At 71.2% G+C, this 19,508-nt stretch carries 23 protein-coding genes; 10 read left to right on the top strand and 13 right to left on the bottom strand.

Annotated features, from left to right (window positions below):
• Window positions 1-108 precede the first annotated feature (108 nt).
• Both DPM19_RS17585 and DPM19_RS17580 read left to right on the top strand, forming a co-directional pair.
• Window positions 109-462 carry a GntR family transcriptional regulator gene (locus tag DPM19_RS17585; RefSeq protein ID WP_111868996.1) on the top strand — a complete coding sequence of 118 codons (354 nt, stop codon included), beginning with the start codon at window positions 109-111 and terminating at the stop codon, window positions 460-462.
• Entirely contained in the window at window positions 459-1,430 is a 972-nt protein-coding gene (locus DPM19_RS17580; protein WP_111868995.1) for a hypothetical protein, read from the top strand. Before DPM19_RS17585 ends, DPM19_RS17580 begins: the two co-directional genes overlap by 4 nt.
• 10 nt (window positions 1,431-1,440) lie before the next feature.
• Here DPM19_RS17580 and DPM19_RS17575 read toward each other — a convergent pair whose 3' ends face one another.
• The 5 genes from DPM19_RS17575 to DPM19_RS36335 form a co-directional block, all read right to left on the bottom strand.
• The gene (locus DPM19_RS17575) at window positions 1,441-3,831 is read right to left on the bottom strand and encodes an ATP-binding cassette domain-containing protein (protein ID WP_111868994.1); all 2,391 of its coding nucleotides are present in this window, start codon (window positions 3,829-3,831) and stop codon (window positions 1,441-1,443) included.
• A gap of 130 nt (window positions 3,832-3,961) precedes the next feature.
• Window positions 3,962-4,414 (bottom strand): pyridoxamine 5'-phosphate oxidase family protein, encoded by a 453-nt coding sequence (locus DPM19_RS17570; RefSeq protein ID WP_111868993.1) that lies wholly within the window; start codon window positions 4,412-4,414, stop codon window positions 3,962-3,964.
• Window position 4,415: 1 nt separating this feature from the next.
• The gene (locus tag DPM19_RS17565) at window positions 4,416-4,826 is read right to left on the bottom strand and encodes a VOC family protein (protein WP_111869097.1); all 411 of its coding nucleotides are present in this window, start codon (window positions 4,824-4,826) and stop codon (window positions 4,416-4,418) included.
• A gap of 5 nt (window positions 4,827-4,831) precedes the next feature.
• Window positions 4,832-5,281: a helix-turn-helix transcriptional regulator gene (locus DPM19_RS17560; protein ID WP_111868992.1), complete on the bottom strand. Its 450-nt coding sequence runs from the start codon at window positions 5,279-5,281 to the stop codon at window positions 4,832-4,834.
• A gap of 56 nt (window positions 5,282-5,337) precedes the next feature.
• Window positions 5,338-5,649 carry a DoxX family protein gene (locus DPM19_RS36335; protein WP_233510234.1) on the bottom strand — a complete coding sequence of 104 codons (312 nt, stop codon included), beginning with the start codon at window positions 5,647-5,649 and terminating at the stop codon, window positions 5,338-5,340.
• 126 nt (window positions 5,650-5,775) lie between these two features.
• Between DPM19_RS36335 and DPM19_RS17550 the strand changes: the two genes are divergently transcribed.
• From DPM19_RS17550 to DPM19_RS17530, 5 genes are all read left to right on the top strand, one after another.
• Complete coding sequence (locus tag DPM19_RS17550) at window positions 5,776-7,128, top strand: carotenoid oxygenase family protein (protein WP_111868991.1); 1,353 nt, start codon at window positions 5,776-5,778, stop codon at window positions 7,126-7,128.
• 141 nt (window positions 7,129-7,269) lie between these two features.
• Window positions 7,270-8,193 (top strand): sigma-70 family RNA polymerase sigma factor, encoded by a 924-nt coding sequence (locus DPM19_RS17545; RefSeq protein WP_233510233.1) that lies wholly within the window; start codon window positions 7,270-7,272, stop codon window positions 8,191-8,193.
• A gap of 13 nt (window positions 8,194-8,206) precedes the next feature.
• Window positions 8,207-8,692: a GyrI-like domain-containing protein gene (locus DPM19_RS17540; protein WP_111868989.1), complete on the top strand. Its 486-nt coding sequence runs from the start codon at window positions 8,207-8,209 to the stop codon at window positions 8,690-8,692.
• Window positions 8,693-8,828: 136 nt separating this feature from the next.
• Entirely contained in the window at window positions 8,829-9,386 is a 558-nt protein-coding gene (locus DPM19_RS17535; RefSeq protein WP_111868988.1) for an RNA polymerase sigma factor, read from the top strand.
• Entirely contained in the window at window positions 9,379-10,506 is a 1,128-nt protein-coding gene (locus tag DPM19_RS17530) for a CU044_5270 family protein (protein WP_146778900.1), read from the top strand. The genes DPM19_RS17535 and DPM19_RS17530 overlap by 8 nt, the downstream gene beginning before the upstream one ends.
• Before the next feature lie 90 nt (window positions 10,507-10,596).
• On the opposite strand, the gene argG is transcribed toward DPM19_RS17530, so the two are convergent.
• From argG to DPM19_RS17515, 3 genes are all read right to left on the bottom strand, one after another.
• The gene (gene argG / locus DPM19_RS17525) at window positions 10,597-12,018 is read right to left on the bottom strand and encodes an argininosuccinate synthase (protein WP_111868986.1); all 1,422 of its coding nucleotides are present in this window, start codon (window positions 12,016-12,018) and stop codon (window positions 10,597-10,599) included.
• 127 nt (window positions 12,019-12,145) lie between these two features.
• Entirely contained in the window at window positions 12,146-12,673 is a 528-nt protein-coding gene (locus DPM19_RS17520; RefSeq protein WP_146778899.1) for a hypothetical protein, read from the bottom strand.
• A 426-nt stretch (window positions 12,674-13,099) separates the two neighbouring features.
• Window positions 13,100-14,350, bottom strand: coding sequence for a cation:proton antiporter (locus DPM19_RS17515; protein WP_111868984.1), 1,251 nt, complete (start codon window positions 14,348-14,350; stop codon window positions 13,100-13,102).
• A gap of 313 nt (window positions 14,351-14,663) precedes the next feature.
• Between DPM19_RS17515 and DPM19_RS17510 the strand changes: the two genes are divergently transcribed.
• Both DPM19_RS17510 and DPM19_RS17505 read left to right on the top strand, forming a co-directional pair.
• On the top strand, window positions 14,664-15,611 hold the full coding sequence (locus DPM19_RS17510; protein ID WP_111868983.1) for a sensor histidine kinase: 948 nt from the start codon (window positions 14,664-14,666) through the stop codon (window positions 15,609-15,611).
• 2 nt (window positions 15,612-15,613) lie between these two features.
• Entirely contained in the window at window positions 15,614-16,273 is a 660-nt protein-coding gene (locus DPM19_RS17505; protein ID WP_111868982.1) for a response regulator, read from the top strand.
• Between the two features lie 9 nt (window positions 16,274-16,282).
• On the opposite strand, the gene DPM19_RS17500 is transcribed toward DPM19_RS17505, so the two are convergent.
• Both DPM19_RS17500 and DPM19_RS17495 read right to left on the bottom strand, forming a co-directional pair.
• Complete coding sequence (locus DPM19_RS17500; protein ID WP_111868981.1) at window positions 16,283-16,615, bottom strand: YnfA family protein; 333 nt, start codon at window positions 16,613-16,615, stop codon at window positions 16,283-16,285.
• A 43-nt stretch (window positions 16,616-16,658) separates the two neighbouring features.
• The gene (locus tag DPM19_RS17495; RefSeq protein ID WP_111868980.1) at window positions 16,659-17,321 is read right to left on the bottom strand and encodes a TetR/AcrR family transcriptional regulator; all 663 of its coding nucleotides are present in this window, start codon (window positions 17,319-17,321) and stop codon (window positions 16,659-16,661) included.
• Between the two features lie 154 nt (window positions 17,322-17,475).
• Here DPM19_RS17495 and DPM19_RS17490 point away from each other — a divergent pair, with 154 nt between their 5' ends.
• Window positions 17,476-17,901 (top strand): Dabb family protein, encoded by a 426-nt coding sequence (locus DPM19_RS17490; RefSeq protein WP_111868979.1) that lies wholly within the window; start codon window positions 17,476-17,478, stop codon window positions 17,899-17,901.
• A 37-nt stretch (window positions 17,902-17,938) separates the two neighbouring features.
• Here DPM19_RS17490 and DPM19_RS17485 read toward each other — a convergent pair whose 3' ends face one another.
• The 3 genes from DPM19_RS17485 to DPM19_RS17475 form a co-directional block, all read right to left on the bottom strand.
• Window positions 17,939-18,175, bottom strand: coding sequence for a hypothetical protein (locus tag DPM19_RS17485; RefSeq protein ID WP_146778898.1), 237 nt, complete (start codon window positions 18,173-18,175; stop codon window positions 17,939-17,941).
• A gap of 7 nt (window positions 18,176-18,182) precedes the next feature.
• Window positions 18,183-18,755, bottom strand: coding sequence for a PadR family transcriptional regulator (locus tag DPM19_RS17480; protein WP_199485139.1), 573 nt, complete (start codon window positions 18,753-18,755; stop codon window positions 18,183-18,185).
• 129 nt (window positions 18,756-18,884) lie between these two features.
• Window positions 18,885-19,496, bottom strand: a complete 612-nt coding sequence (locus DPM19_RS17475; RefSeq protein ID WP_111868977.1) for a TetR/AcrR family transcriptional regulator — start codon at window positions 19,494-19,496, stop codon at window positions 18,885-18,887.
• Between the last annotated feature and the right edge of the window lie 12 nt (window positions 19,497-19,508).

Below are 19,508 nucleotides of genomic sequence, written 5' to 3'. Positions count from 1 at the left end.
CCGGTACGGATAGCTCTGAGCTTGCCCTCGCACACGTGATCGCCGGCCGTGCAGGCCGGTGATCTTCACCCGTGGACGCATGGCGCATTGTTCTAGTACAATACGAACATGTTCTTCCGTGTCGATCCCAGCAGCCCCACACCACTGGCCGAGCAGATCGCCGGTTGCGTGCGCAGGGGACTGGCCGAGGGGCTGCTCCAGCCCGGGGACCGGCTGCCCACAGGCCGGGAACTGGCCGGGTCGCTGGGCGTGAACATGCACACCGTGCTGCGCGCCTACGCCGCGCTGCGCGACGAGGGCCTGGTCGAACTGCGGCGGGGCCGCGGAGCGACCATCACCGGCACCCGGCCCGGTGACCGGGCGCGCCTGACCGAGGCCCTGCGTGACCTGGTCGCCGCCGCGCGGCAAGCCGGTCTGAACGCCGACGAGCTGGTGCAGCTCGTCCGAAAGGAGTACGTGTGAACAACAGAGCCCGTTGGTCGGTCGGCATGCTGATCATCCCCGGCGGAGCGCTCGCGGGCGCGCTCGCCGCCGCCCTGGCGTGGCGGTCACGCCTCCCCGACCGGCTCCCCGGGGTCGGCGGCGACGGCCCGGACGCCACCATGGCGGTCGCGCCCTTCGTGGCGACGACGCTCGGCCTGCCGGCCGGGCTGTGGGTGCTGGGCCTGGTCGGCTTCGCCGTCACCACGCGGCTGCCGGCGTCACAGGCCCACGCCATCCGCACCGGCATCCAGCTCGCGGTCACCACGGTCACCCTGGCGCTGACCAGCGCCGTGATCGTGGTGCTGCACTCCGCCCTGGACGCCCCGTCCACCGAACAGGCGTCGTCACCCGCACCGGCGGTGGCGGTCACGGCCATCAGCGCGGCCGCGCTGGCGGGCGCGCTGGTGGCCCTGGCCCTGGCCGGCGGCCGCGTCACCATGCCCCCGGCCGCCCGGGCGCCGGACCGGTCGGCCGTGCGGCTGCCGCTGGGCGCCGCGGAACGCGGCACCTGGCAGGAGACCCGCGCCATCCGGCCGCTGCGGTGGGCCGCGGCGCTTCTCGTGCTGGCCGGCGCCGCTCTCACCGCCGTGTTCGTTCCGCTCGTCGGCGACGTCGGCTGGGCCATGCTGGCCGTCGCCGTCACCGGGCTGCTGCTCGTCCCCATGCACGCCTACCGGCTGGTCATCGACCAGCGGACGGTACGCGCCTCCTACGGTCCGATCCGGCGGACGGTGGCGATCAGCGACATCGTCCAGGCCGAGGCCGTCACCGTCGAACCGAACGAATGGGCACTGGCCGGCATGAAGGGCGCGGGCAGCTCCATGCTCCTGGCACCGGGCCCGGCGCTGTCCCTCGAACTCGCCGACGGCACCACGTTCCTGACCTCCTGCCGCGACACCGCCACGGCCGCGGGGTTCATCAACAGCATCCGCGACCGGTCGGCCTGACCGTCCCCGGTCAGGCGCCGACGTAGGCCGCGAGGTGCTCGCCGGTGAGGGTGGAGCGGGCGGCGACGAGGTCGGCGGGCGTGCCCTCGAAGACGATCCGGCCGCCGTCGTGGCCGGCGCCGGGACCGAGGTCGACGATCCAGTCGGCGTGCGCCATGACCGCCTGGTGATGCTCGATGACGATGACCGACTTGCCGGAGTCGACGAGCCGGTCGAGCAGGCCGAGCAACTGCTCGACGTCGGCGAGGTGCAGGCCGGTGGTCGGCTCGTCGAGGACGTAGACACCGCCCTTCTCGGCCATGTGGGTGGCCAGCTTGAGCCGCTGCCGCTCGCCACCGGACAGCGTGGTGAGCGGCTGGCCGAGCCTGAGGTAACCGAGCCCGACGTCGGCGAGCCGGCGGAGGGCGGCGTGCGCGGCCGGGGTGCGCGCCTCGCCGGCGCCGAAGAACTCCTCGGCCTCGGCCACCGACATCGCGAGCACCTCGCTGATGTCGCGGCCGCCGAGGCGGTACTCCAGCACCGACGCGTGGAACCGCTTCCCCTCGCACTCCTCGCAGGGGGTGGCGACACCCGCCATCATCGCCAGGTCGGTGTAGATGACGCCGGCGCCGTTGCAGTCGGGGCAGGCGCCCTCGGAGTTGGCGCTGAACAGCGCCGGCTTCACGCCGTTGGCCTTCGCGAACGCCTTGCGGATCGGGTCGAGCAGCCCGGTGTAGGTCGCCGGGTTGCTCCGGCGCGAGCCGCGGATCGCGCCCTGGTCGATCGACACCACACCCGCGCCGGCGGGGACCGAGCCGTGCATGAGCGAGCTCTTGCCGGAGCCGGCGACACCGGTGACGACGGCCAGCACCCCGAGCGGGATGTCGACGTCCACGTCACGCAGGTTGTTCGCAGCCGCGCCGCGGATCTCCAGCGTGCCGGTGGGCGTCCGCACCTTTTCCTTGAGGGCCGCCCGGTCGTCGAGATGGCGGCCGGTGACGGTGCCGCTGGCCCGCAGCTCTTCGACGGTGCCCTCGAAGCAGACGGCGCCGCCCGCCGTACCGGCGCCGGGGCCGAGGTCCACGACGTGGTCGGCGATCGCGATCGTCTCCGGTTTGTGCTCCACGACGAGCACCGTGTTGCCCTTGTCGCGCAACCGCAGCAGCAGGTCGTTCATCCGCTGGATGTCATGCGGGTGCAGGCCGATGGTGGGCTCGTCGAAGACGTAGGTGACGTCGGTGAGCGAGGAGCCGAGGTGGCGGATCAGCTTGGTGCGCTGCGCCTCGCCGCCCGACAGCGTGCCCGACGACCGGTCGAGCGAGAGGTAGCCCAGCCCGATCTCCACGAACGAGTCGAGCGTGTGCCGCAGCTTCGCGAGCAGCGGCGCCACCGACGGCTCGTCGAGGCCGCGGACCCATGCGGCCAGGTCGCTGATCTGCATCGCGCACGCGTCGCCGATGTTGATCCCCGCGATCCGCGACGACCGGGCCGCCTCGCTGAGCCGGGTGCCGCCGCACTCGGGGCAGGCGGTGAAGGCGACCGCCCGGTCCACGAACGCCCGGATGTGCGGCTGCATCGCCTCCTTGTCCTTGGACAGGAACGACTTCTGGATCTTGGGGATCAGTCCCTCGTAGGTGAGGTTCACGCCCTCGACCTTCACCTTGACCGGCTCGTGGTGGAGGAAGTCCCGCATCTCCTTCTCGGTGAACTCGCGGATCGGCTTGTCCGGGTCGAGGAAGCCCGACTCCGCGTAGAGCCGCACGGTCCAGAAGCTGTCCGACTTCCAGCCGGGAATGGTGAACGCGCCCCCGGCGATCGACTTGGAGTCGTCGTAGAGCTGGGTGAGGTCGATGTCGGAGACCGTGCCCATGCCCTCGCAACGCGGGCACATGCCGCCGGTGCGGTTGAAGGTCGCCTTCACGGTCTTGCTGCCACCGCGTTCGACCGTGATCGCACCGCTCGCCCGGACCGAGGCGACGTTGAAGGAGTACGCGTTGGGCGAGCCGATGTGCGGCTGCCCGAGCCGGCTGAAGAGGATGCGCAGCATCGCGTTGGTGTCGGTGACGGTGCCGACGGTGGAGCGGGCGTTGGCGCCTATCCGCTCCTGGTCGACGATGATCGCCGTGGTCAGCCCTTCGAGCACGTCGACCTCGGGCCGCGCCAGCGTCGGCATGAAGCCCTGCACGAAGGCGCTGTAGGTCTCGTTGATCATCCGCTGCGACTCCGCGGCGATCGTGCCGAACACCAGCGAGCTCTTGCCCGAGCCGGAAACACCGGTGAACACCGTCAGCCGGCGCTTCGGGATCTCGATGCTGACGTCCTTGAGGTTGTTCACGCGCGCGCCGTGCACGCGGATCAGATCGTGGCTGTCGGCGGCGTGCCGCGCGGGCGCCTGCGTGTCCGTCCTCGTGGCCATGCTCATCGTGTCTCCATCATCATCTGTCTGTCGGGTGGGGCCGCCTTCGCGGTCTCCGTCACCTGGCTCGATCCAACCGGCTTCGAGCAGCACGTCCAAGTTCTCTTCACTTCGGTTCGGCCACGGGGCCGAGAGGTCAGACCAGCCAGCGACCGTCGCGCATCAGCTCGCGGCCGGGCATCTCGTTCACCTCACGCCAGGCCTGGATACGGCGCGGGAAGACGCGGAACCAGCGATACGGCGTGGCCGGCGCGCGCGGGTCGAAGCCCGTGCGCGCGGCGAACCGGTCACCCCGCTCCCGTGGCAGCGCGTCGATCTCGAGAACATCGACTTCGCCCTCGATCATGGACACGTCGCGGGTGCCGCCCAACCCCACCCGGACGGTCCGGGTGGCGGCCAGGTTCCTGCCGGTCGGGCTGTCGGCGGGCGTGGCGATCAGCAGTGACTCGCCGTCCCAGTCGAAGGACAGCGGCACCATGTACGGCGCACCGTCCGCCGAGGCACTGGCCACCCAGACGTCGATGTCGTGGGCGAGCCGGTGCTCGGTGTCGCGGCGGCGCTGCGCGCGGGAGCGGGGGGCGGCGCTCATCTCAGCGGAGCTCCTGGATGCGGACCATGTTGCCCGCGGGGTCACGGAAGGCGCAGTCGCGCACCCCGTAGGGCTGCTCGGTCGGCTCCTGGACGACCTCGGTGCTGCCGGACTGCACCTTCTCGAAGGTGCCGTCGAGGTCGGGGGTGGCCAGGATGATGCTGGCGTAGGTGCCCTTGGCCATCATCTCGGCGATGGTGCGGCGCTCCTCATCGGTGACGCCCGGGTCGGCGGTCGGCGGGTGCAGGACGACGGACGTGCCGGGCTGGCCGGTGGGGCCGACCGTGATCCAGCGCATCCCGCCGTGCCCGACGTCGTTGCGGACCTCGAAGCCGAGGGTGTCGCGGTAGAAGGCCAGGGAGGCCTCCGGGTCGTCGTGCGGGAGGAAGGTCGAGTGAATGGTGATGTCCATGACGGTCACGTTATGTGCGGCCCGCCACCCGGTGCTTCTCGATTCCTGACCGGTCGGGTCACCTGCTTGGCCACACACGACGGTATCCCCGCCTGGGCGTCGGCCACCTGCTGCCGGTAGACGCTGGGCGGCACGCCGACCAGTTCGGTGAAGCGGGTGCTGAAGGTGCCCAGCGACGAGCAGCCGACCGCGAAACAGACCTCGGTGACGCTGAGATCACCCCGGCGCAGCAGCGCCATCGCCCGCTCGATCCGCCGCGTCATCAGGTAGCTGTACGGCGACTCGCCATAGGCCAGCCGGAACTGGCGACTGAGATGCCCCGCCGACATGTGCACGCCACGGGCCAGCGCCTCCACGTCCAGCGGCTGCGCGTACTCCCGATCGATCCGGTCCCGCACACGCCGCAACCGCGCCAGGTCACTCAGCCGCTGCGCCGGGTCAGGTCTGCTGGTCACCTGCGAAATCGTGCCACATCACAAGGACTCGACCATCCCTGGTGCCCGGCCGGTACCTACCCGCCGGTGGTGCTCAGGGCGAGAGTGGCGACGGCCAGGGCGAGGTACGCGCAGGGAAAGGCCAGGTTGTAGAAGACGCGGGCACGCAGATGCACGACGACCGCGCCGATGAAGAACAGGACGAGGCCAGCGACCGGCTCGACGACGTCACCATCGAGGCTCCGGCTCCGGCCCGGCGGTAGAGAGGCGATGGAAAACGCGCCGTGCTCGTCCTGATCGCGGTCCCTGGCGCCGTGACGGGCCAGGTCGACCTGGCCCGTGTGTGACGGCTGGTGACGATGGTGCGATGCGGAACGGTGTTCTTCCATTTTGGCACCGTCCTGCGCTGCGGGTTCTCCGACCGGCTGACGGCGCCGGCGAGAACAAGACTGTTTCTTCGACGATTCTCCCGCGATCCTGGCGCGGCCGAACCGGACGACGGGAGAGAACAGCAGATGACGACCGCGCGGAACGCCGACGTGCCCCTCCACCTGGCGGGGAACAACGCACCGGTCACCGAGGAGGTGACGCTGGAACCGGCCGAGGTGGTCGGTGCCGTTCCCGAGGAGCTGAACGGCGTGTACCTCCGCAACGGGCCCAACCCGCGCACCGGCTGGTCACCGCACTACTTCGCGGGCGACGGCATGGTCCACGCGGTGGCCCTGAAGGGCGGCCGGGCCCGCTGGTACCGCAACCGGTACGTGCGGACGCCGCTGTACGAGCACCCGGGCCGGTCGCGCTTCGAGCTGGCCTTCGACCAGGCCACCGGGCGGGTGGACTACCGGGTCTCCACCGCCAACACCCACCTGATCGCGCATGCGGGCCGGCTGCTCGCCCTGGAGGAGGGCGGCTTCCCCTACCGGCTCACACCGGAGCTGGAAACGGTCGGCCCGTTCACCTTCGACGGCGCGCTGCGCACCCCCATGACCGCCCACCCCAAGATCTGCCCGGGGACCGGCGAGCTGCTGTTCTTCGGCTCCCGGCTGCGCCCGCCGTACCTGACCTACTACCGCGCCGCGCCGACCGGCGAACTGCTCCAGGCGCAGGTGGTGCAGGTCCCGCGGGCGACGATGATGCATGACTTCGCCATCACCGAGAACCACGCGATCTTCCTGGACCTGCCCGTCGTCTTCGACCCGGCGGCGGTCGCCGCCGGCGGGATGCCGTGGCGGTGGGACGACGGGCACGGCGCCCGGTTCGGGGTGATGCGCCGGGACGGCGGTCCGGTGCGCTGGTTCGACGTCGAGCCCTGCTACGTGTGGCACACCATGAACGCGGCGGAGGCGGACGGCGCGATCACGGTCACCGGCTGCCGGGTGCCGACACTGTGGCGCGACGGCCCCGGTGACTTCGACGGCGGCCTGCCCGCCCTCCACGAGTGGCGGCTGGACCTTGCCGCGGGCACGGTCACCGAACGCCCCCTGGACGACACCGCAGTCGAGTATCCGCGGGTCGCCGACACCGAGGTCGGGCGGCGCAACCGCTTCGGCTACGGCACCAGCTTCTCGCTGGAGGCCATGCCGGAACGCTCGGAGATCTACAAGTACGACTTCGCCGATGGTGCGGCCCGGCAGGCGCACCGGCTGCCCGCCGGGCACACCTGCGGCGAAGCGGTTTTCGTCCCCCGGCGAGGAGCGTCAGGAGACGACGACGGGTACCTGATGACCTTCGCTCACGACCGTTCCCGCGGCACCGGCTACCTGGCGATCCTGGACGCCGCCGACCTGGCGGCCCGCCCGGTGGCGGAGGTGCACCTGCCGGTCCGCGTCCCCACCGGCTTCCACGGCACCTGGCTTCCCGGACACTGACCCGCCCACACCGTAATGTCCCTTTGCGGCGTCTCTCCCGAAATCGCCCTAGGTTGGCTCCGACACCGTGCCGACCCCGCACCCGGAAAGGCCGGGCGGGCAGGGGGCGGCCGAGTTTCGGATCGAGGTGACCGAGTTCCGGTGACGGATGACGGAGAGCGTGATCGGGACCTCGAGCGGCATCGGGGTGAGCTGACCGGCTACTGCTACCGGATGCTCGGCTCGGGGTTCGAGGCCGAGGACGCGGTGCAGGAGGCGTTCGTGCGGGCGTGGCGGACCCACGACCCCTCGCGTGGGCCGCTGCGCCCGTGGCTGTTCCGCCTGGCCACGAACGTCTGCCTGGACATGCTCCGGGGCCCGCAGCGCCGCGCCCGGGCCATGGACCTCGGCCCCGCCGCCGTCCCCGGCGCCCCGCTGGGCGATCCGCTTCCGCCGGACCGGTGGGTCTACCCCATTCCGGACTCCCGCCTCGACCCGGCGGAGCTGGCGGTGGCGAGGGACACCGTCCGTCTGGCCTTCGTGGCGGCGCTCCAGCACCTGCCGCCCCGGCAGCGAGCCGTCCTCATCCTCCGCGACGTCCTGAAGTGGAGTGCCGCCGAGACGGCCGGCCTCCTGTCCACCAGCGTCGCGTCGGTCAACAGCGCCCTGCAGCGGGCACGGGCCCGGTTCCCCCTGGTCGAGCCGCCGGCCGGTGAGGTGGACGAGGACCTGCTGGCCCGTTACATATCGGCCTTCGAGCGCTCCGACATGGCGGCCCTGGTGTCGTTGCTGCATGAGGACGCGACGTCGTCGATGCCGCCGTTCACGTGGTGGCTGCGCGGGCGCGAGAGCATCCGGACGGTCCTGCTCGCGTCCGGCGCACCGTGCGCGGGATCCCGGCTGCTGCCGACGCGGGCCAATGGCTGCCCGGCCTTCGGCCAGTACCGGGACGGGAAACCGTTCGCCCTGGTCGTCATCGAGGGCGGGGACCTCATCACCGGCGAGACCACCTACCTGGACCCCGGCCTGTTCCCGTTCTTCGGCCTGCCGATGAGTTCGGCGTCCCCATCCCGTATTGACGGATAAAGGAGGACATGACATGCCACAGATCGTTGACTTGCCCGAACGTCCCTACATCGGGATCCGCAAGACCATCACCATGACCAGCTTCGGCCTGGTCGGGGACCGTATCGCCGGAATGATCGGCTGGCTCGCCGAGCGCGGTGTCACCCCCGCCGGGGCCCCGTTCTTCAGGTACGACAGCATCGACATGGCCGCGGACCGGCTGGTGGTGCAGGCGGGCGTGCCGGTCACCGCGCCGGTGGCGGGGGAGGGCGACATCTTCGCCGGCGTCCTGCCCGCGGGCCGTTACGTCACCGCCTCCCACCACGGCCACCCCGACCGGCTCGCCGGCGTCGTCGAGTCCGTGCTGGAGTGGGCCGGCGAGCAGGGGCTGACCTGGGACATGACGGAAAAGGACGGGTCGGAGCACTGGGGCTGCCGGCTGGAGCTCTACAACACCAACCCGGTCGTCGAACCCGACCCCGCCAAGTGGGACATGGACCTGCAGTTCCGCCTCGCCTGACCCGGCGGCCGGCCCCCGCCCGGGCGGGGGCCGGTTCACCCGGACGCGTCCGGCTCGCCGTCGCGAGGGCGGAAAGCGGAAGCCGGTTGCGGTTGATACCCATGTGACCGCCATCCGCGCCATGGAAAGGCACCACATGACAGGGGATCCTCCGCCCCGCCCCGCTGAGTGTTTCGACGAGGTCTTCGACGCCTACTTCGCCGAGATCCACCGGTACGCGGCCAGGCGGCTCGGCCAGGACGCCGCCGCCGACGTCGCGGCGCAGACGTTCCTGGAGGCGTTCCGGCAACGCCGGCGCTACGACCCGGAACGCGCGAGTGTGCGCACCTGGCTGTACGGCATCGCGACCAAGGTGGTGGGCAGGCACCAGCGGGCTGAGACGCGCGCGCTGCGGGCCCGCGCCCGCCTCGGCCCGGGCCGCGACGCCGAGGAGCACACCGAACGGATCGATGCGCGGGTCAGCGCCGAGGGACTGCGCGGCAAGCTCGCCGGGGCGATCGCGGCGCTGCCGCGCGGCCAACGCGACGTGTTGCTGCTCGTGGCCCTGGCCGACCTCAGCCACGACGAGATCGCGGCGGCGCTGGGGATCTCCTATGGCACGGTCGGCTCCCGGCTGAACCGTGCCCGGACCACGCTGCGCAGGGCGCTGGGCGGGACCAATCCGATACTCACTTTGGAGGAACAACATGGATGAAGTGCGGATGGTCCGGGGTCACTATCCCGAGCCCGCCCCACCCACCGCCCAGGAGATCGCCCGGGCGAAGGCGCTGTTGAAGGAGCCGCAACGCCGTTCCCTGCCCCGGCTGCGGTGGGGGCTGGGCGGCATGGTCGCGGTAGGCGTAGCGGCGGCCGTGGCGATCACGCTCGCCGGAGGGAACCCACCCGCGCCGCCCGGTCCGGTGCACCTGGACGACAGGGGGATGTTCCTGGCGGCGGCGGAGAAGGCGGAACGGCAGCCGACCGGCAACTACTGGTACGTCAGCCAGATCGGGGGCCACTCCTACATCATGCGTGCGAGGACCGGGACCTACGCGGTCACCGGTGCGCACACCGAGTCGTTCAGCTGGTGGGGCGCGAAGCCCGGCATGGGCGAGGCGTTCCACAGCCGGGTCATCCCGGCCCGCCCGCCGACCGAACGGGACATGGCGCTGTGGCGCAGGGCCGGGTCACCGTCGAGTTTCCGCGTCTGGTCGGCCGACAGCTACTCCACTTACACCACCAGGGCGGAGAAGTGGCGGGTGGACACCCGCAGCGGCGGCGGGGAGTTCCCGGGCGGGCTGTCGTCCGGGGACCTGCGGAGCCTGCCGACCGCACCGGCCGAGCTCGCCGAGAGGTTCCTGAGCCGGACGGCGATGCGGGCCGCGGGCGCGCTCCGGCCGTCGGCCGGGCGGGAAGCGGAACTCGCCGGCACCAAGTTCATGAGGGTGGCCTCGCTCCTGGCCGCCCCGGTGCCACCGAAAACCCGAGCCGGCCTGATGCGGGCGCTGACGACGCAGCCCGGCGTCCATGCGGTCGGTCGCGCCACCGACCCGCTGGGCCGCCGCGGCATCGCGCTGGCCTCCGACGGCCGCGCCACGACGGTCACCGGTGAGTTCGGTGCCCCGAAGGCCGAGCAGGGGACCTACCACTCCCGTGCAGTGATCATCTTCGATGAGCGCACCGGCGCGCTGCTGTCCCAGCAGGAGGAGCTGACCAGGCCGGGCGGGCCGTACGCGGAGATGAAGCCGGGCTTCGTCATCAACTACTGGACCATCCGCTCGGCGGGGTGGGCCGATGCCAGGCCGACGCTCCCGACCGGACTGCCGTTTGGCTGACCCTCCGGCCAGGTCCCGCCAAGTGGGACATGGACCTGCGGTTCCGCCCCGCCTGACCCGACTGAGCCGGCCCCCCGGGCGGGGGCCGGCTCAGTCGGTGCCTGACTCCAGCGCGACGTGGTCGAGCAGCGCGTCGTCGGGGACCTCTCCGGTGGAGGCGATCGCCTCGGCGCCGCCCTCGGACATCGCGCCGATCAGCCCGGTCGAGGCCGCCTGCGCGGCGCCGATCATGCCGAGCCGGGCGTACTGCTCCAGTTTGGCGCGGGAGTCGGCGATGTCGAGGTTGCGCATGGTCAGCTGGCCGATGCGGTCGACCGGGCCGAAGGCGGAGTCCTCGGTCCGCTCCATGGAGAGCTTGTCCGGGTGGTAGCTGAACGCGGGCCCGGAGGTGTCCAGGACGGAGTAGTCCTCACCGCGCCGCAGCCGCAGGGTCACCTCGCCGGTGACCGCCGTTCCGACCCAGCGCTGCAGTGACTCGCGCAGCATCAGCGCCTGCGGGTCCAGCCAGCGGCCCTCGTACAGCAGCCGGCCCAGGCGGCGGCCCTCGGTGTGGTAGCTGGCGAGGGTGTCCTCGTTGTGGATCGCGTTGACCAGCCGCTCGTAGGCCGCGTGCAGCAGCGCCATTCCCGGCGCCTCGTAGATGCCCCGGCTCTTGGCCTCGATGACCCGGTTCTCGATCTGGTCGGACATGCCCAGCCCGTGCCGGCCGCCGATGGCGTTGGCCTCCAGCACCAGGTCGACGGCGGAGACGTACTCCTTGCCGTTGATGGTCACCGGACGGCCCTGCTCGAAGCCGATCGTGACGTCCTCGGCGAGGATTTCGACCTCGGGGTCCCAGAACCGCACGCCCATGATCGGTTCGACGATCTCGATGCCCGCGTCGAGGTGTTCGAGCGCCTTGGCCTCGTGGGTGGCGCCCCAGATGTTGGCGTCGGTGGAGTAGGCCTTCTCGGTGCTGTCCCGGTAGGGCAGGTCGCGGGCGAGCAGCCACTGCGACATTTCGGTGCGGCCGCCGAGCTCGTGGACGAAGTCGGCGTCCAGCCACGGCTTGTAGATCCGCAGGGAGGGGTTGGCGAGCAGGCCGTACCGGTAGAACCGCTCGATGTCGTTGCCCTTGAAGGTGGAGCCGTCTCCCCAGATCTGGACGTCGTCTTCGAGCATCGCGCGCACCAGCAGGGTGCCCGTGACGGCCCGCCCGAGCGGGGTGGTGTTGAAGTAGCCGCGGCCACCGGAGCGGATGTGGAACGCCCCGCAGGCCAGGGCCGCGAGCCCTTCCTCCACGAGGGCGGCCCGGCAGTCGACCAGCCGGGCGACCTCCGCGCCGTACGCCGTGGCGCGCCCCGGCACCGAGGCGATGTCGGGTTCGTCGTACTGGCCGATGTCGGCGGTGTAGGTGCACGGCACTGCACCCTTCTCCCGCATCCACGCGACGGCCACCGAGGTGTCGAGGCCACCGGAGAAGGCGATCCCGACGCGTTCACTGACAGGCAGAGAGGTGAGCACCTTAGACACAGCTCGGAGTATATGCACAACAGTGCATGAACATGCAAAACGGCTGGGCTTGCAGCGCCGGAACCCGGACGGCGCCGAACGATCAGCCGCGTTCATCTCGCGCGGCCGCCACGACGAACTCGACCGGTCAGGCCCGGTAGTGCCGGAGGACGACCGACCAGCTGCCGGAGTTGTCGCTGGTGCGGGAGTCATTCATGATCGTGTAGAGGAACGTCGCCTGCGGCGTGGTGTTCATGATGCAACCGCTGTTGGTCCCGAAGAAGAGGAACCTGTCGCGGTTACCGAAGTTCATCCCCATCTGGCCGACGAGGGCGTAGCGGCGCTGCGCGGCCGGGAACGAGGCGTCGCCCAGCTGCGAAGTGCCCTCCGGGCCGAAGCTCGGATCCCACGGCCAGCCACCGATCTTGATGGACCCGCTCGCCGTCAGCCGCACCACGTCCCCGGGCCCGATGCCGACAGGGTGCCCGAAGAAGTGCCACGGCGGCGCGGCTGGCGAGTTTCCGATGGTGAAGGGCACCCTGCCGCCCGACGGCTCGGCGTCGTTCAGGCACGCCTGCATGGCCGGCGTGATCGCGCTGTGCGCCGTGGGCGCGGCGACCCCCAGCCCGCCCACCAGACCGGCCAACACGAGAAAGGACACACGACGGCTGGGCATGACGACTCCTCGGCTTGCTCACGCTCATCTAGCCGAAGTGTGCCGATGCGCATCCGATCTGTTTGTGACAGATGACGCACAGGACGGTGAATACCGCCTCGGGGCGGCGTCGATCTTCAGGGGCATCCGGTACCCGGTGGACGGGCGGGAAGCGGGCCGGGTCCACCGGGCACCGGACGGAGTGGGCGGTCGCTCCGGTTGCGAGGACCGCTCCGCACCCGTTCGGTTCCGGTTGTGGGCACCGCTACCGGCCTCCGAATCGGGCATGTTCGTTATGGTCTGGATTCCTCGTAAGCCGGGGAGTTACCTCAAACGGAGCTAAAGCGTTGTAATGCGTAGTCAGGGCGGATCGTCGCCAGGCGCGTGAACAGTGCAGGAAACGACGTGTCACCCGCCCGGCGCGCCTTCGGACAGGTGACGGCGCCGTCAGCCGGGCCACCGGGTCGCGTCCGGCGTCGAGCTCGCGGACGGTGAGCGTCCCTTCGGGGTGTCGGCCCGGCGGGGCAGGACGTTCCGTACGGCCTCGAAGACCCGGGCGAGCAGGTGCGCGTGACCGGCCATCACGGGACCGAGGACAGCCAAAACAAGAACGTAGCCCGCGATGAACGGCGCGAGCCGGCCGTCGAGCCCGGCGCCGGCCGCCATGGCGGCCAGGATCAGCGCGAACTCGCCCCGGGCCAGCAGGATGGTGGCGATGTCGGCGGCGGGCCGGGACCCGTAGCCGTACAGGCGCGCGGCGAGGAGCCCCGCGGCCACGTTCATGGCGATGGTCAGCGCCGCGGCCGCGACCACGGGGATGGCGACGGAGGCGATGTCACCCGGGTCGATGGCCAGGCCGAAGGCGAAAAAGAAGATCGCGGCGAAGGCGTCCCGCAGCGGATGCACCAGTTCGCGGATCCGCGGCCCGGAGGAGGTGCTGCCGAGGATCAGGCCGACCATGAAGGCGCCGATCGCGTCGGCGACCCCCAGGACTTCGGAGACGCCGGCGACGATGACGGCGATGCCCAGGAAGCTGATCACCAGCAGTTCGTCGTCCCGGACCGAGACCAGGCGCCCGATCAGCCGGGTGCCGTACCGGGCGGCCGCGGCCAGCACCAGGAGGAAGGCGAAGGCCTTGGCGGCCTGCAGAATCGTCTCCACGGCGCCGTGGGCGTCGCCGATGACGGGCTGTAGCGTCGCCAGGTACAGGGCGAGGAAGATGTCCTCCACCACGATGACGCCCAGGATCAGGCGTGTCTCCGGGCGGCCGATGCGCCCCAGATCAATGAGGATCTTGGTGACGATCGCGGACGAGGAGATGCCCAGCACCCCGGCCAGGACGAGCGCCTCCCGGGTGCCCCAGCCCAGGGCGAACCCGAAGCCCAGACCCGCGCCGACGTTCAGCAGCAGGTAGATCCCTCCGGCGGCCAGCAGGCGCCTGCCGCCGCTTTTGAGGTCGTCCAGGTGGAATTCCAGGCCCAGGTAGAACAGCAGCAGGACCAGCCCGAGCGCGGACAGCATTTCGAAGTCGTGCGGATCGTCGACCAGGACCAGGCCGGGGGTGTACGGGCCGAGCAGGATGCCCGCGAGCGTGAACAGCGGGATGGTCGGCAGCCCGATCCGGCTGCCCAGCCGGGCCAGGATGGCGGCGGCCAGGAAGGCGCCGCCCAGGGCGAGCAGGGTCTCAGCGTGTCCCACGGGTCACCACCTTCGGCGCGGCAGGCGAAGCCGGAATCGTGCGGTCGTGCGCGGCCGGATGGAGTCCTCCCATGGTCGTGGCGTCCTCCCTTCATCATCACTCGCGCGGGGACGCGGTAACCATCGGTGCCACCACCCATTTCCGCAGGTGACAGACCCCCACGACCCCGGTGCGCGAATGGGTGGCGGCACCGATGGACGCCGGGCCGCCCGCCCCGCAGGCTGGACGTGACGGCCGGGCGCCGGTCGCCCGGCCGTACCGGGGATAGTGGGGACCAGGGGAATGCCAGGAGAACGGAGGAGGTGGTGCGCGGTGCCCCTGTTTTGGCGGATCTTCCTGCTCAACGCCGTGGTGCTGATCGTCGCCATGGCTCTGCTGCTGGGGCCGGTCACCGTCTCCACCCCGGTCCTGCTCACCGAGGCCGCCGTCCTCACCGCGGGCCTGGTCGCCATGCTCGTCGCCAACGCCGTCCTGCTGCGCATCGGTCTGGCCCCGCTGCAACGGCTCACCCGCGCCATGACCACCACCGACCTGCTGCGGCCGGGTGCGCGTCCCGCCGCCGGCGGCCAGGGTGAGGTCGCCGAACTGATCGCGACCTTCAACACCATGCTCGACCGGCTGGAGACCGAACGCGCCACCAGCGCCGCCCGCGCCCTGTCCGCGCAGGAGGCCGAGCGCCGCCGCATCGCCCGCGAACTCCACGACGAGATCGGCCAGACCCTCACGGCCGTGCTCCTGGAACTCAAGCGGGTGGCCGACCACGCACCACCCGACGTCGGCCGGGAGATCCGCCAGGTCCAGGAGACCACCCGGGCCAGCCTGGAGGAGATCCGCCGCATCGCCCGCCGCCTGCGCCCCGGCGTCCTGGAGGAACTCGGCCTGGCCAGCGCGCTCAAGGCTCTCGTCACCGAGTTCTCCGCGCCCGGGCTGGCCGTGCACCGCCGTATCGACGCGGACCTGCCGCCCCTGGACGAGGAGGCCGAACTCGTCCTGTACCGCGTCGCCCAGGAGGGCCTGACCAACACCGCCCGCCATGCGGGCGCCCACCGCGTCGACCTCACCCTCCGCCGCACCCCGGCGGGGGTGGAACTGCGCGTCCGCGACGACGGCCGCGGCATCGGCCGGGCCGCCGAGGGCGCCGGCATCCACGGCATGCGCGAACGCGCCCTGCTGGTCGGCGCCGACCTCGCCGTCGGCCCCGGCCCCGACGGCGGCACCGAGGTGCGCCTGACCGTCCCCGCCCCGCACGGGAGGCACTGACCATGCCCGAGGAGACCGCCACCCGCATCCTGCTCGCCGACGACCACGCCCTGGTCCGCCGCGGGGTGCGCCTCATCCTGGACGGCGAACCCGACCTGACCGTCGTCGCCGAGGCCGGGGACGGCGCCGAGGCCATCGAGGCCGCCCGCGCCCACCGCCCGGACCTGGCCATCCTCGACATCGCCATGCCCCGGCTGACCGGCCTGCAGGCGGCCCGCGAGCTGTCGCGCATCCAGCCGGACCTGCGCATCCTCATCTTGACCATGTACGACAACGAGCAGTACTTCTTCGCGGCGCTCAAGGCCGGGGCCTGCGGCTACGTCCTGAAATCCGTCGCCGACCGCGACCTGGTCGAGGCCTGCCACGCCGCCATGCGCGGCGAGCCGTTCCTCTACCCGGGCGCGGTCAACGCCCTCATCCGCAACTACCTCGACCGCGCCCGGGAGGACGGCGCCGTCCCCGAGCGGGCCATCACCGAGCGCGAGGAGGAGATCCTCAAACTCGTCGCCGAGGGCCACACTTCGCAGCAGATCGCCGACATCCTCGTCATCAGCGTCAAGACCGTCGAGCGGCACCGGGCCAACTTGCTGCAGAAACTCGGCCTGAAGGACCGGCTGGAACTCACCCGCTACGCGATCCGCGCCGGGCTCATCGAACCCTGACCGGCCCCGTCAGCCGCGCGGCGCGTACATGATGACCGCGACGCCGAGCAGGCAGATCGCGCAGCCGGCCAGGTCCCACCGGTCGGGCCGGAACCCGTCGGCGGCCATGCCCCAGGCCAGGGAGCCGGCCACGAACACCCCGCCGTAGGCGGCCAGGATGCGGCCGAAGTGCGCGTCGGGCTGGAGGGTGGCCACGAACCCGTACACGCCCAGCGCGGCGACCCCGGCGCCGATCCACCACAGGCCGCGGTGCTCGCGGACGCCCTGCCAGACGAGCCAGGCACCACCGATCTCGGCGAGCGCGGCCAGCGCGAACAGCAGCAGGGACCGGGCGACCGTCATGCCCCAGACGCTACCGGTCCGGTGTGGAACGGGCTCCGCCGAACTACCGGAATTGTGGGGCATCGGCGCCGGCCGCGTCCGGTGCTCCGGCCTGCGCGCCGTTGAGGGTGAAGTCGGCCACCCGTTCGAGGAAGGCGTCGTCGAGTTCCCTGCCCAGCATGAGCCAGTGGAAGTAGAGCGCGCCGGAGAGCACCTCCAGGAGGAAGTCGGGGTCGGTGCCGGCGGGCAGCTCGCCTCGTTCGACGGCCCGGACGAAGATCGCCCCTGCTACCTGGAAGCGTGCCGGCCAGAACTCGTCGAGGAGTTCGTACAGCTCGGTGTTCTCGGCGGTGCGCGGCCCGGCTTCGCGCAGCAGCGCGGCGACCCAGGGGATCTTCAGGCCGAGCCGGATCTCCTTGAGGAGCTCGATGAGGTCCCCGCGCAGGCTCCCGGTGTCGGCGGGCGGGACCAGCTCGCCGCGCCGCTCGATGATGGCCGTGGACACCAGGCCGGCCTTGGTGCGCCATCGGCGGTAGATCGTCGTCTTGTTGACGCCCGCGCGCTCGGCCACCGCGTCGATCTTCAGCGCGGCGTACCCGACCTCGCCCAGCTCGGTGATGGTCGCGTCGATGACCGCCTGGCCCACGCGCGCGGTCCTGCCGCCTGGCCGGGCGGTCGCGGTGTCGGCGCGCGGATGCTGAGCGTTTTCGAGCGGGTGTCCTGCCATAGGGCCAGCGTAGAACCCTCCGAACGCTAGATGCAACAACTTGGTGCGTTAAGGGCGCCACTAACGCACCGATAGGTTGCGTTAATGGCTCGCGGCACCTAGGGTCACAAACGCAACAACGAGTTGCATCAATGTGCATCGAAGGAGAACCGTCATGATCTACCACCAGGTCCGTCTGGCTCTGCGCCCCGACGCCCCCGCCGACCAGGTCCAGCACGTGCTCGGCCTGATGCGCGAGCTCGGCGACAAGCTCGACGTCGTCGAGTACCACCTGGTCGGCCGCGACCTCAGCGACGACTTCGAGTACGGCGCGATATACGCGCTCAAGGACGTCGACGCCTACCGCACCTACATGTACGACCCGCTGCACCGCCAGATCGACTCCCTCGGCCTGCCGCTGGTGGCCAACATGACCTCGCACGACCTCACCGACGACCCCGACCCCGAGATCGACGCCAAGATCGCGCAGGTGCACAGCGACCGCTTCACCGACCACCCCGAACTGCTCGACCTGGTCGGCGGCCTCGGCTCCTACGAGGGCAGCGGCGTCCCGGACGGCGACGCTCCGAAGAGCGCGTGACACGGCGCCGCCGGCGTGCGGGCGGCGGCATCGAACCTCACGCAGAGCTCCCCTGCACCAGGGCGGCGAGGAGGTAGGGCAGGGTTCCGGCGGTGATGCCGGCGAAGGCCGCGGCGGCGCGGGTGCGGCGGAGCAGTGCGGTTACGCACAGGCCGAGGGGGCCGATCAGCGCAGCGTAGATCACCGTGATGGGGGAGAGAGCGAGCGAGAGCGCGGCGCTCACGGCGAAGATCAGCCAGTGTGTCCGGTCCAGGGACGGCATGGGGTCGCTCACGGTCCCTTCATTCCACAGGGGCGCGGGGCGCGGCGCGCCGGTCGAGGATGGCCAGGGCCTGCCGGCCCCAATGCAGGTTCTCGCGCTCGAACGCCAGCCCGCGCATCAGGGTGAGGTAGGGGCCGATGCGGTCGGCGGTGGCCAGGTGCTCTTCCTCGGTGCGGCCGTCCAGGAGGCGGACGCGGAGGCGTTCGTAGCGGGCGATCTTGGCTTCGGCCCAGGTCACGCGTTCCCGGATGGCGTTCTTGACGGCTTCGGTATCGCCCGCGTCGATCGCCTGGACCTGGACCATCAGTTCCTCGCGCATCGCGCCGGGGCGCGGCGGGGCGGCGGTGAACTCGTGCAGGGTACGGCGGCCCGCGTCGGTGAGGGAGAACAGGCGTTTGTTGGGACGGCGTTCCTGGTGGACGACGCGCGCCTGGACCAGGCCCGCGGCGGCCATCTTCTCCAGTTCCCGGTAGAGCTGCTGGGGAGTGGCCATCCAGAAGTTGGCCACCGAGGCGTCGAAGCTCTTGGCCAGGTCGTATCCGGACGCCTCGCCCTCCAGAAGGGCGGCCAGCACCGCGTTGCGCAACGACATGCCCCGAGCATAACGCGGCACATAGTCACATCGACCATTACTCAACTATGCGACTAGCTCGACCCTCGCCTGCGACCTCGCCGCCCTGGCGGGAGAGCCGTACCGCCGGGAGGCGCCCCGACCCTCCCCTCAGCGACGCGGGCGGAGCCCGTTGAGGGCGGTCTCGACAATGCTGTCGGCGTAGGCGGGGGTGAGCGCCCCGCTGCGCTGGAGCCATCGGTTGAGCAGTGGCCCCCAGAGCATGTCGACGGCCACGTCGAGGTCGAGGTCTTCGGTCAGCTGCCCGGCCCGCTGGGCGCTGCGCAGTCGTTGTTTCTTCAGTTCCCGCATCGGGCCGTCCAGTCGTTCCGCGTAGAGAGCGGCGAGCGCCGGATCATGGGTGATCTCGGTGTTCAGGGCGCGCATCGGCTCGTCGTAGCGCGGATCGTTGAGTTCTTCGACCGTGGCTCGGAGTACCGCCTTCAGGTCCGCCTCCAGATCACCGGTGTCGGGCAGGGCGGCCGCTCCGCCGTCCGGTTGCTCGCTGAGCATGAGGAAGGCGTCGAAGAGGACCGCCCCCTTGGAGGGCCACCAGCGGTAGATCGTTTGCTTGCCGACACCGGCCCGGGCGGCGATGCCCTCGATGCTCAGCCTGGCGTATCCCACTTCCTGCACCAGCTCGAAGGCCGCGGCGAGGATGGCCCGCCGGGAAGCCTCGCTCCGGCGGGCCGTGCCGGAGGGGGGCTTGTGTTGCGTCGTCATGCCGTCAACCTA

It is taken from the genome of Actinomadura craniellae (genome assembly GCF_003289645.1).
Classification (GTDB): domain Bacteria; phylum Actinomycetota; class Actinomycetes; order Streptosporangiales; family Streptosporangiaceae; genus Actinomadura_D; species Actinomadura_D craniellae.
The sequence above is the reverse complement of the archived record's forward strand: the minus strand, read 5'-3'. Positions and strand labels throughout refer to the sequence as shown.

What these genes read in the sequence shown, in the direction of transcription:
- DPM19_RS17585 (WP_111868996.1), top strand. Translation starts at nt 109, where the DNA reads ATGTTCTTCCGTGTCGATCCCAGCAGCCCCACACCACTGGCCGAGCAG.
- DPM19_RS17575 (WP_111868994.1), bottom strand. Translation starts at nt 3,831, where the DNA reads ATGAGCATGGCCACGAGGACGGACACGCAGGCGCCCGCGCGGCACGCC.
- DPM19_RS17570 (WP_111868993.1), bottom strand. Translation starts at nt 4,414, where the DNA reads ATGAGCGCCGCCCCCCGCTCCCGCGCGCAGCGCCGCCGCGACACCGAG.
- DPM19_RS17565 (WP_111869097.1), bottom strand. Translation starts at nt 4,826, where the DNA reads ATGGACATCACCATTCACTCGACCTTCCTCCCGCACGACGACCCGGAG.
- DPM19_RS36335 (WP_233510234.1), bottom strand. Translation starts at nt 5,649, where the DNA reads ATGGAAGAACACCGTTCCGCATCGCACCATCGTCACCAGCCGTCACAC.
- DPM19_RS17550 (WP_111868991.1), top strand. Translation starts at nt 5,776, where the DNA reads ATGACGACCGCGCGGAACGCCGACGTGCCCCTCCACCTGGCGGGGAAC.
- DPM19_RS17540 (WP_111868989.1), top strand. Translation starts at nt 8,207, where the DNA reads ATGCCACAGATCGTTGACTTGCCCGAACGTCCCTACATCGGGATCCGC.
- DPM19_RS17535 (WP_111868988.1), top strand. Translation starts at nt 8,829, where the DNA reads ATGACAGGGGATCCTCCGCCCCGCCCCGCTGAGTGTTTCGACGAGGTC.
- DPM19_RS17530 (WP_146778900.1), top strand. Translation starts at nt 9,379, where the DNA reads ATGGATGAAGTGCGGATGGTCCGGGGTCACTATCCCGAGCCCGCCCCA.
- DPM19_RS17520 (WP_146778899.1), bottom strand. Translation starts at nt 12,673, where the DNA reads ATGCCCAGCCGTCGTGTGTCCTTTCTCGTGTTGGCCGGTCTGGTGGGC.
- DPM19_RS17505 (WP_111868982.1), top strand. Translation starts at nt 15,614, where the DNA reads ATGCCCGAGGAGACCGCCACCCGCATCCTGCTCGCCGACGACCACGCC.
- DPM19_RS17500 (WP_111868981.1), bottom strand. Translation starts at nt 16,615, where the DNA reads ATGACGGTCGCCCGGTCCCTGCTGCTGTTCGCGCTGGCCGCGCTCGCC.
- DPM19_RS17495 (WP_111868980.1), bottom strand. Translation starts at nt 17,321, where the DNA reads ATGGCAGGACACCCGCTCGAAAACGCTCAGCATCCGCGCGCCGACACC.
- DPM19_RS17490 (WP_111868979.1), top strand. Translation starts at nt 17,476, where the DNA reads ATGATCTACCACCAGGTCCGTCTGGCTCTGCGCCCCGACGCCCCCGCC.
- DPM19_RS17480 (WP_199485139.1), bottom strand. Translation starts at nt 18,755, where the DNA reads ATGTCGTTGCGCAACGCGGTGCTGGCCGCCCTTCTGGAGGGCGAGGCG.
- DPM19_RS17475 (WP_111868977.1), bottom strand. Translation starts at nt 19,496, where the DNA reads ATGACGACGCAACACAAGCCCCCCTCCGGCACGGCCCGCCGGAGCGAG.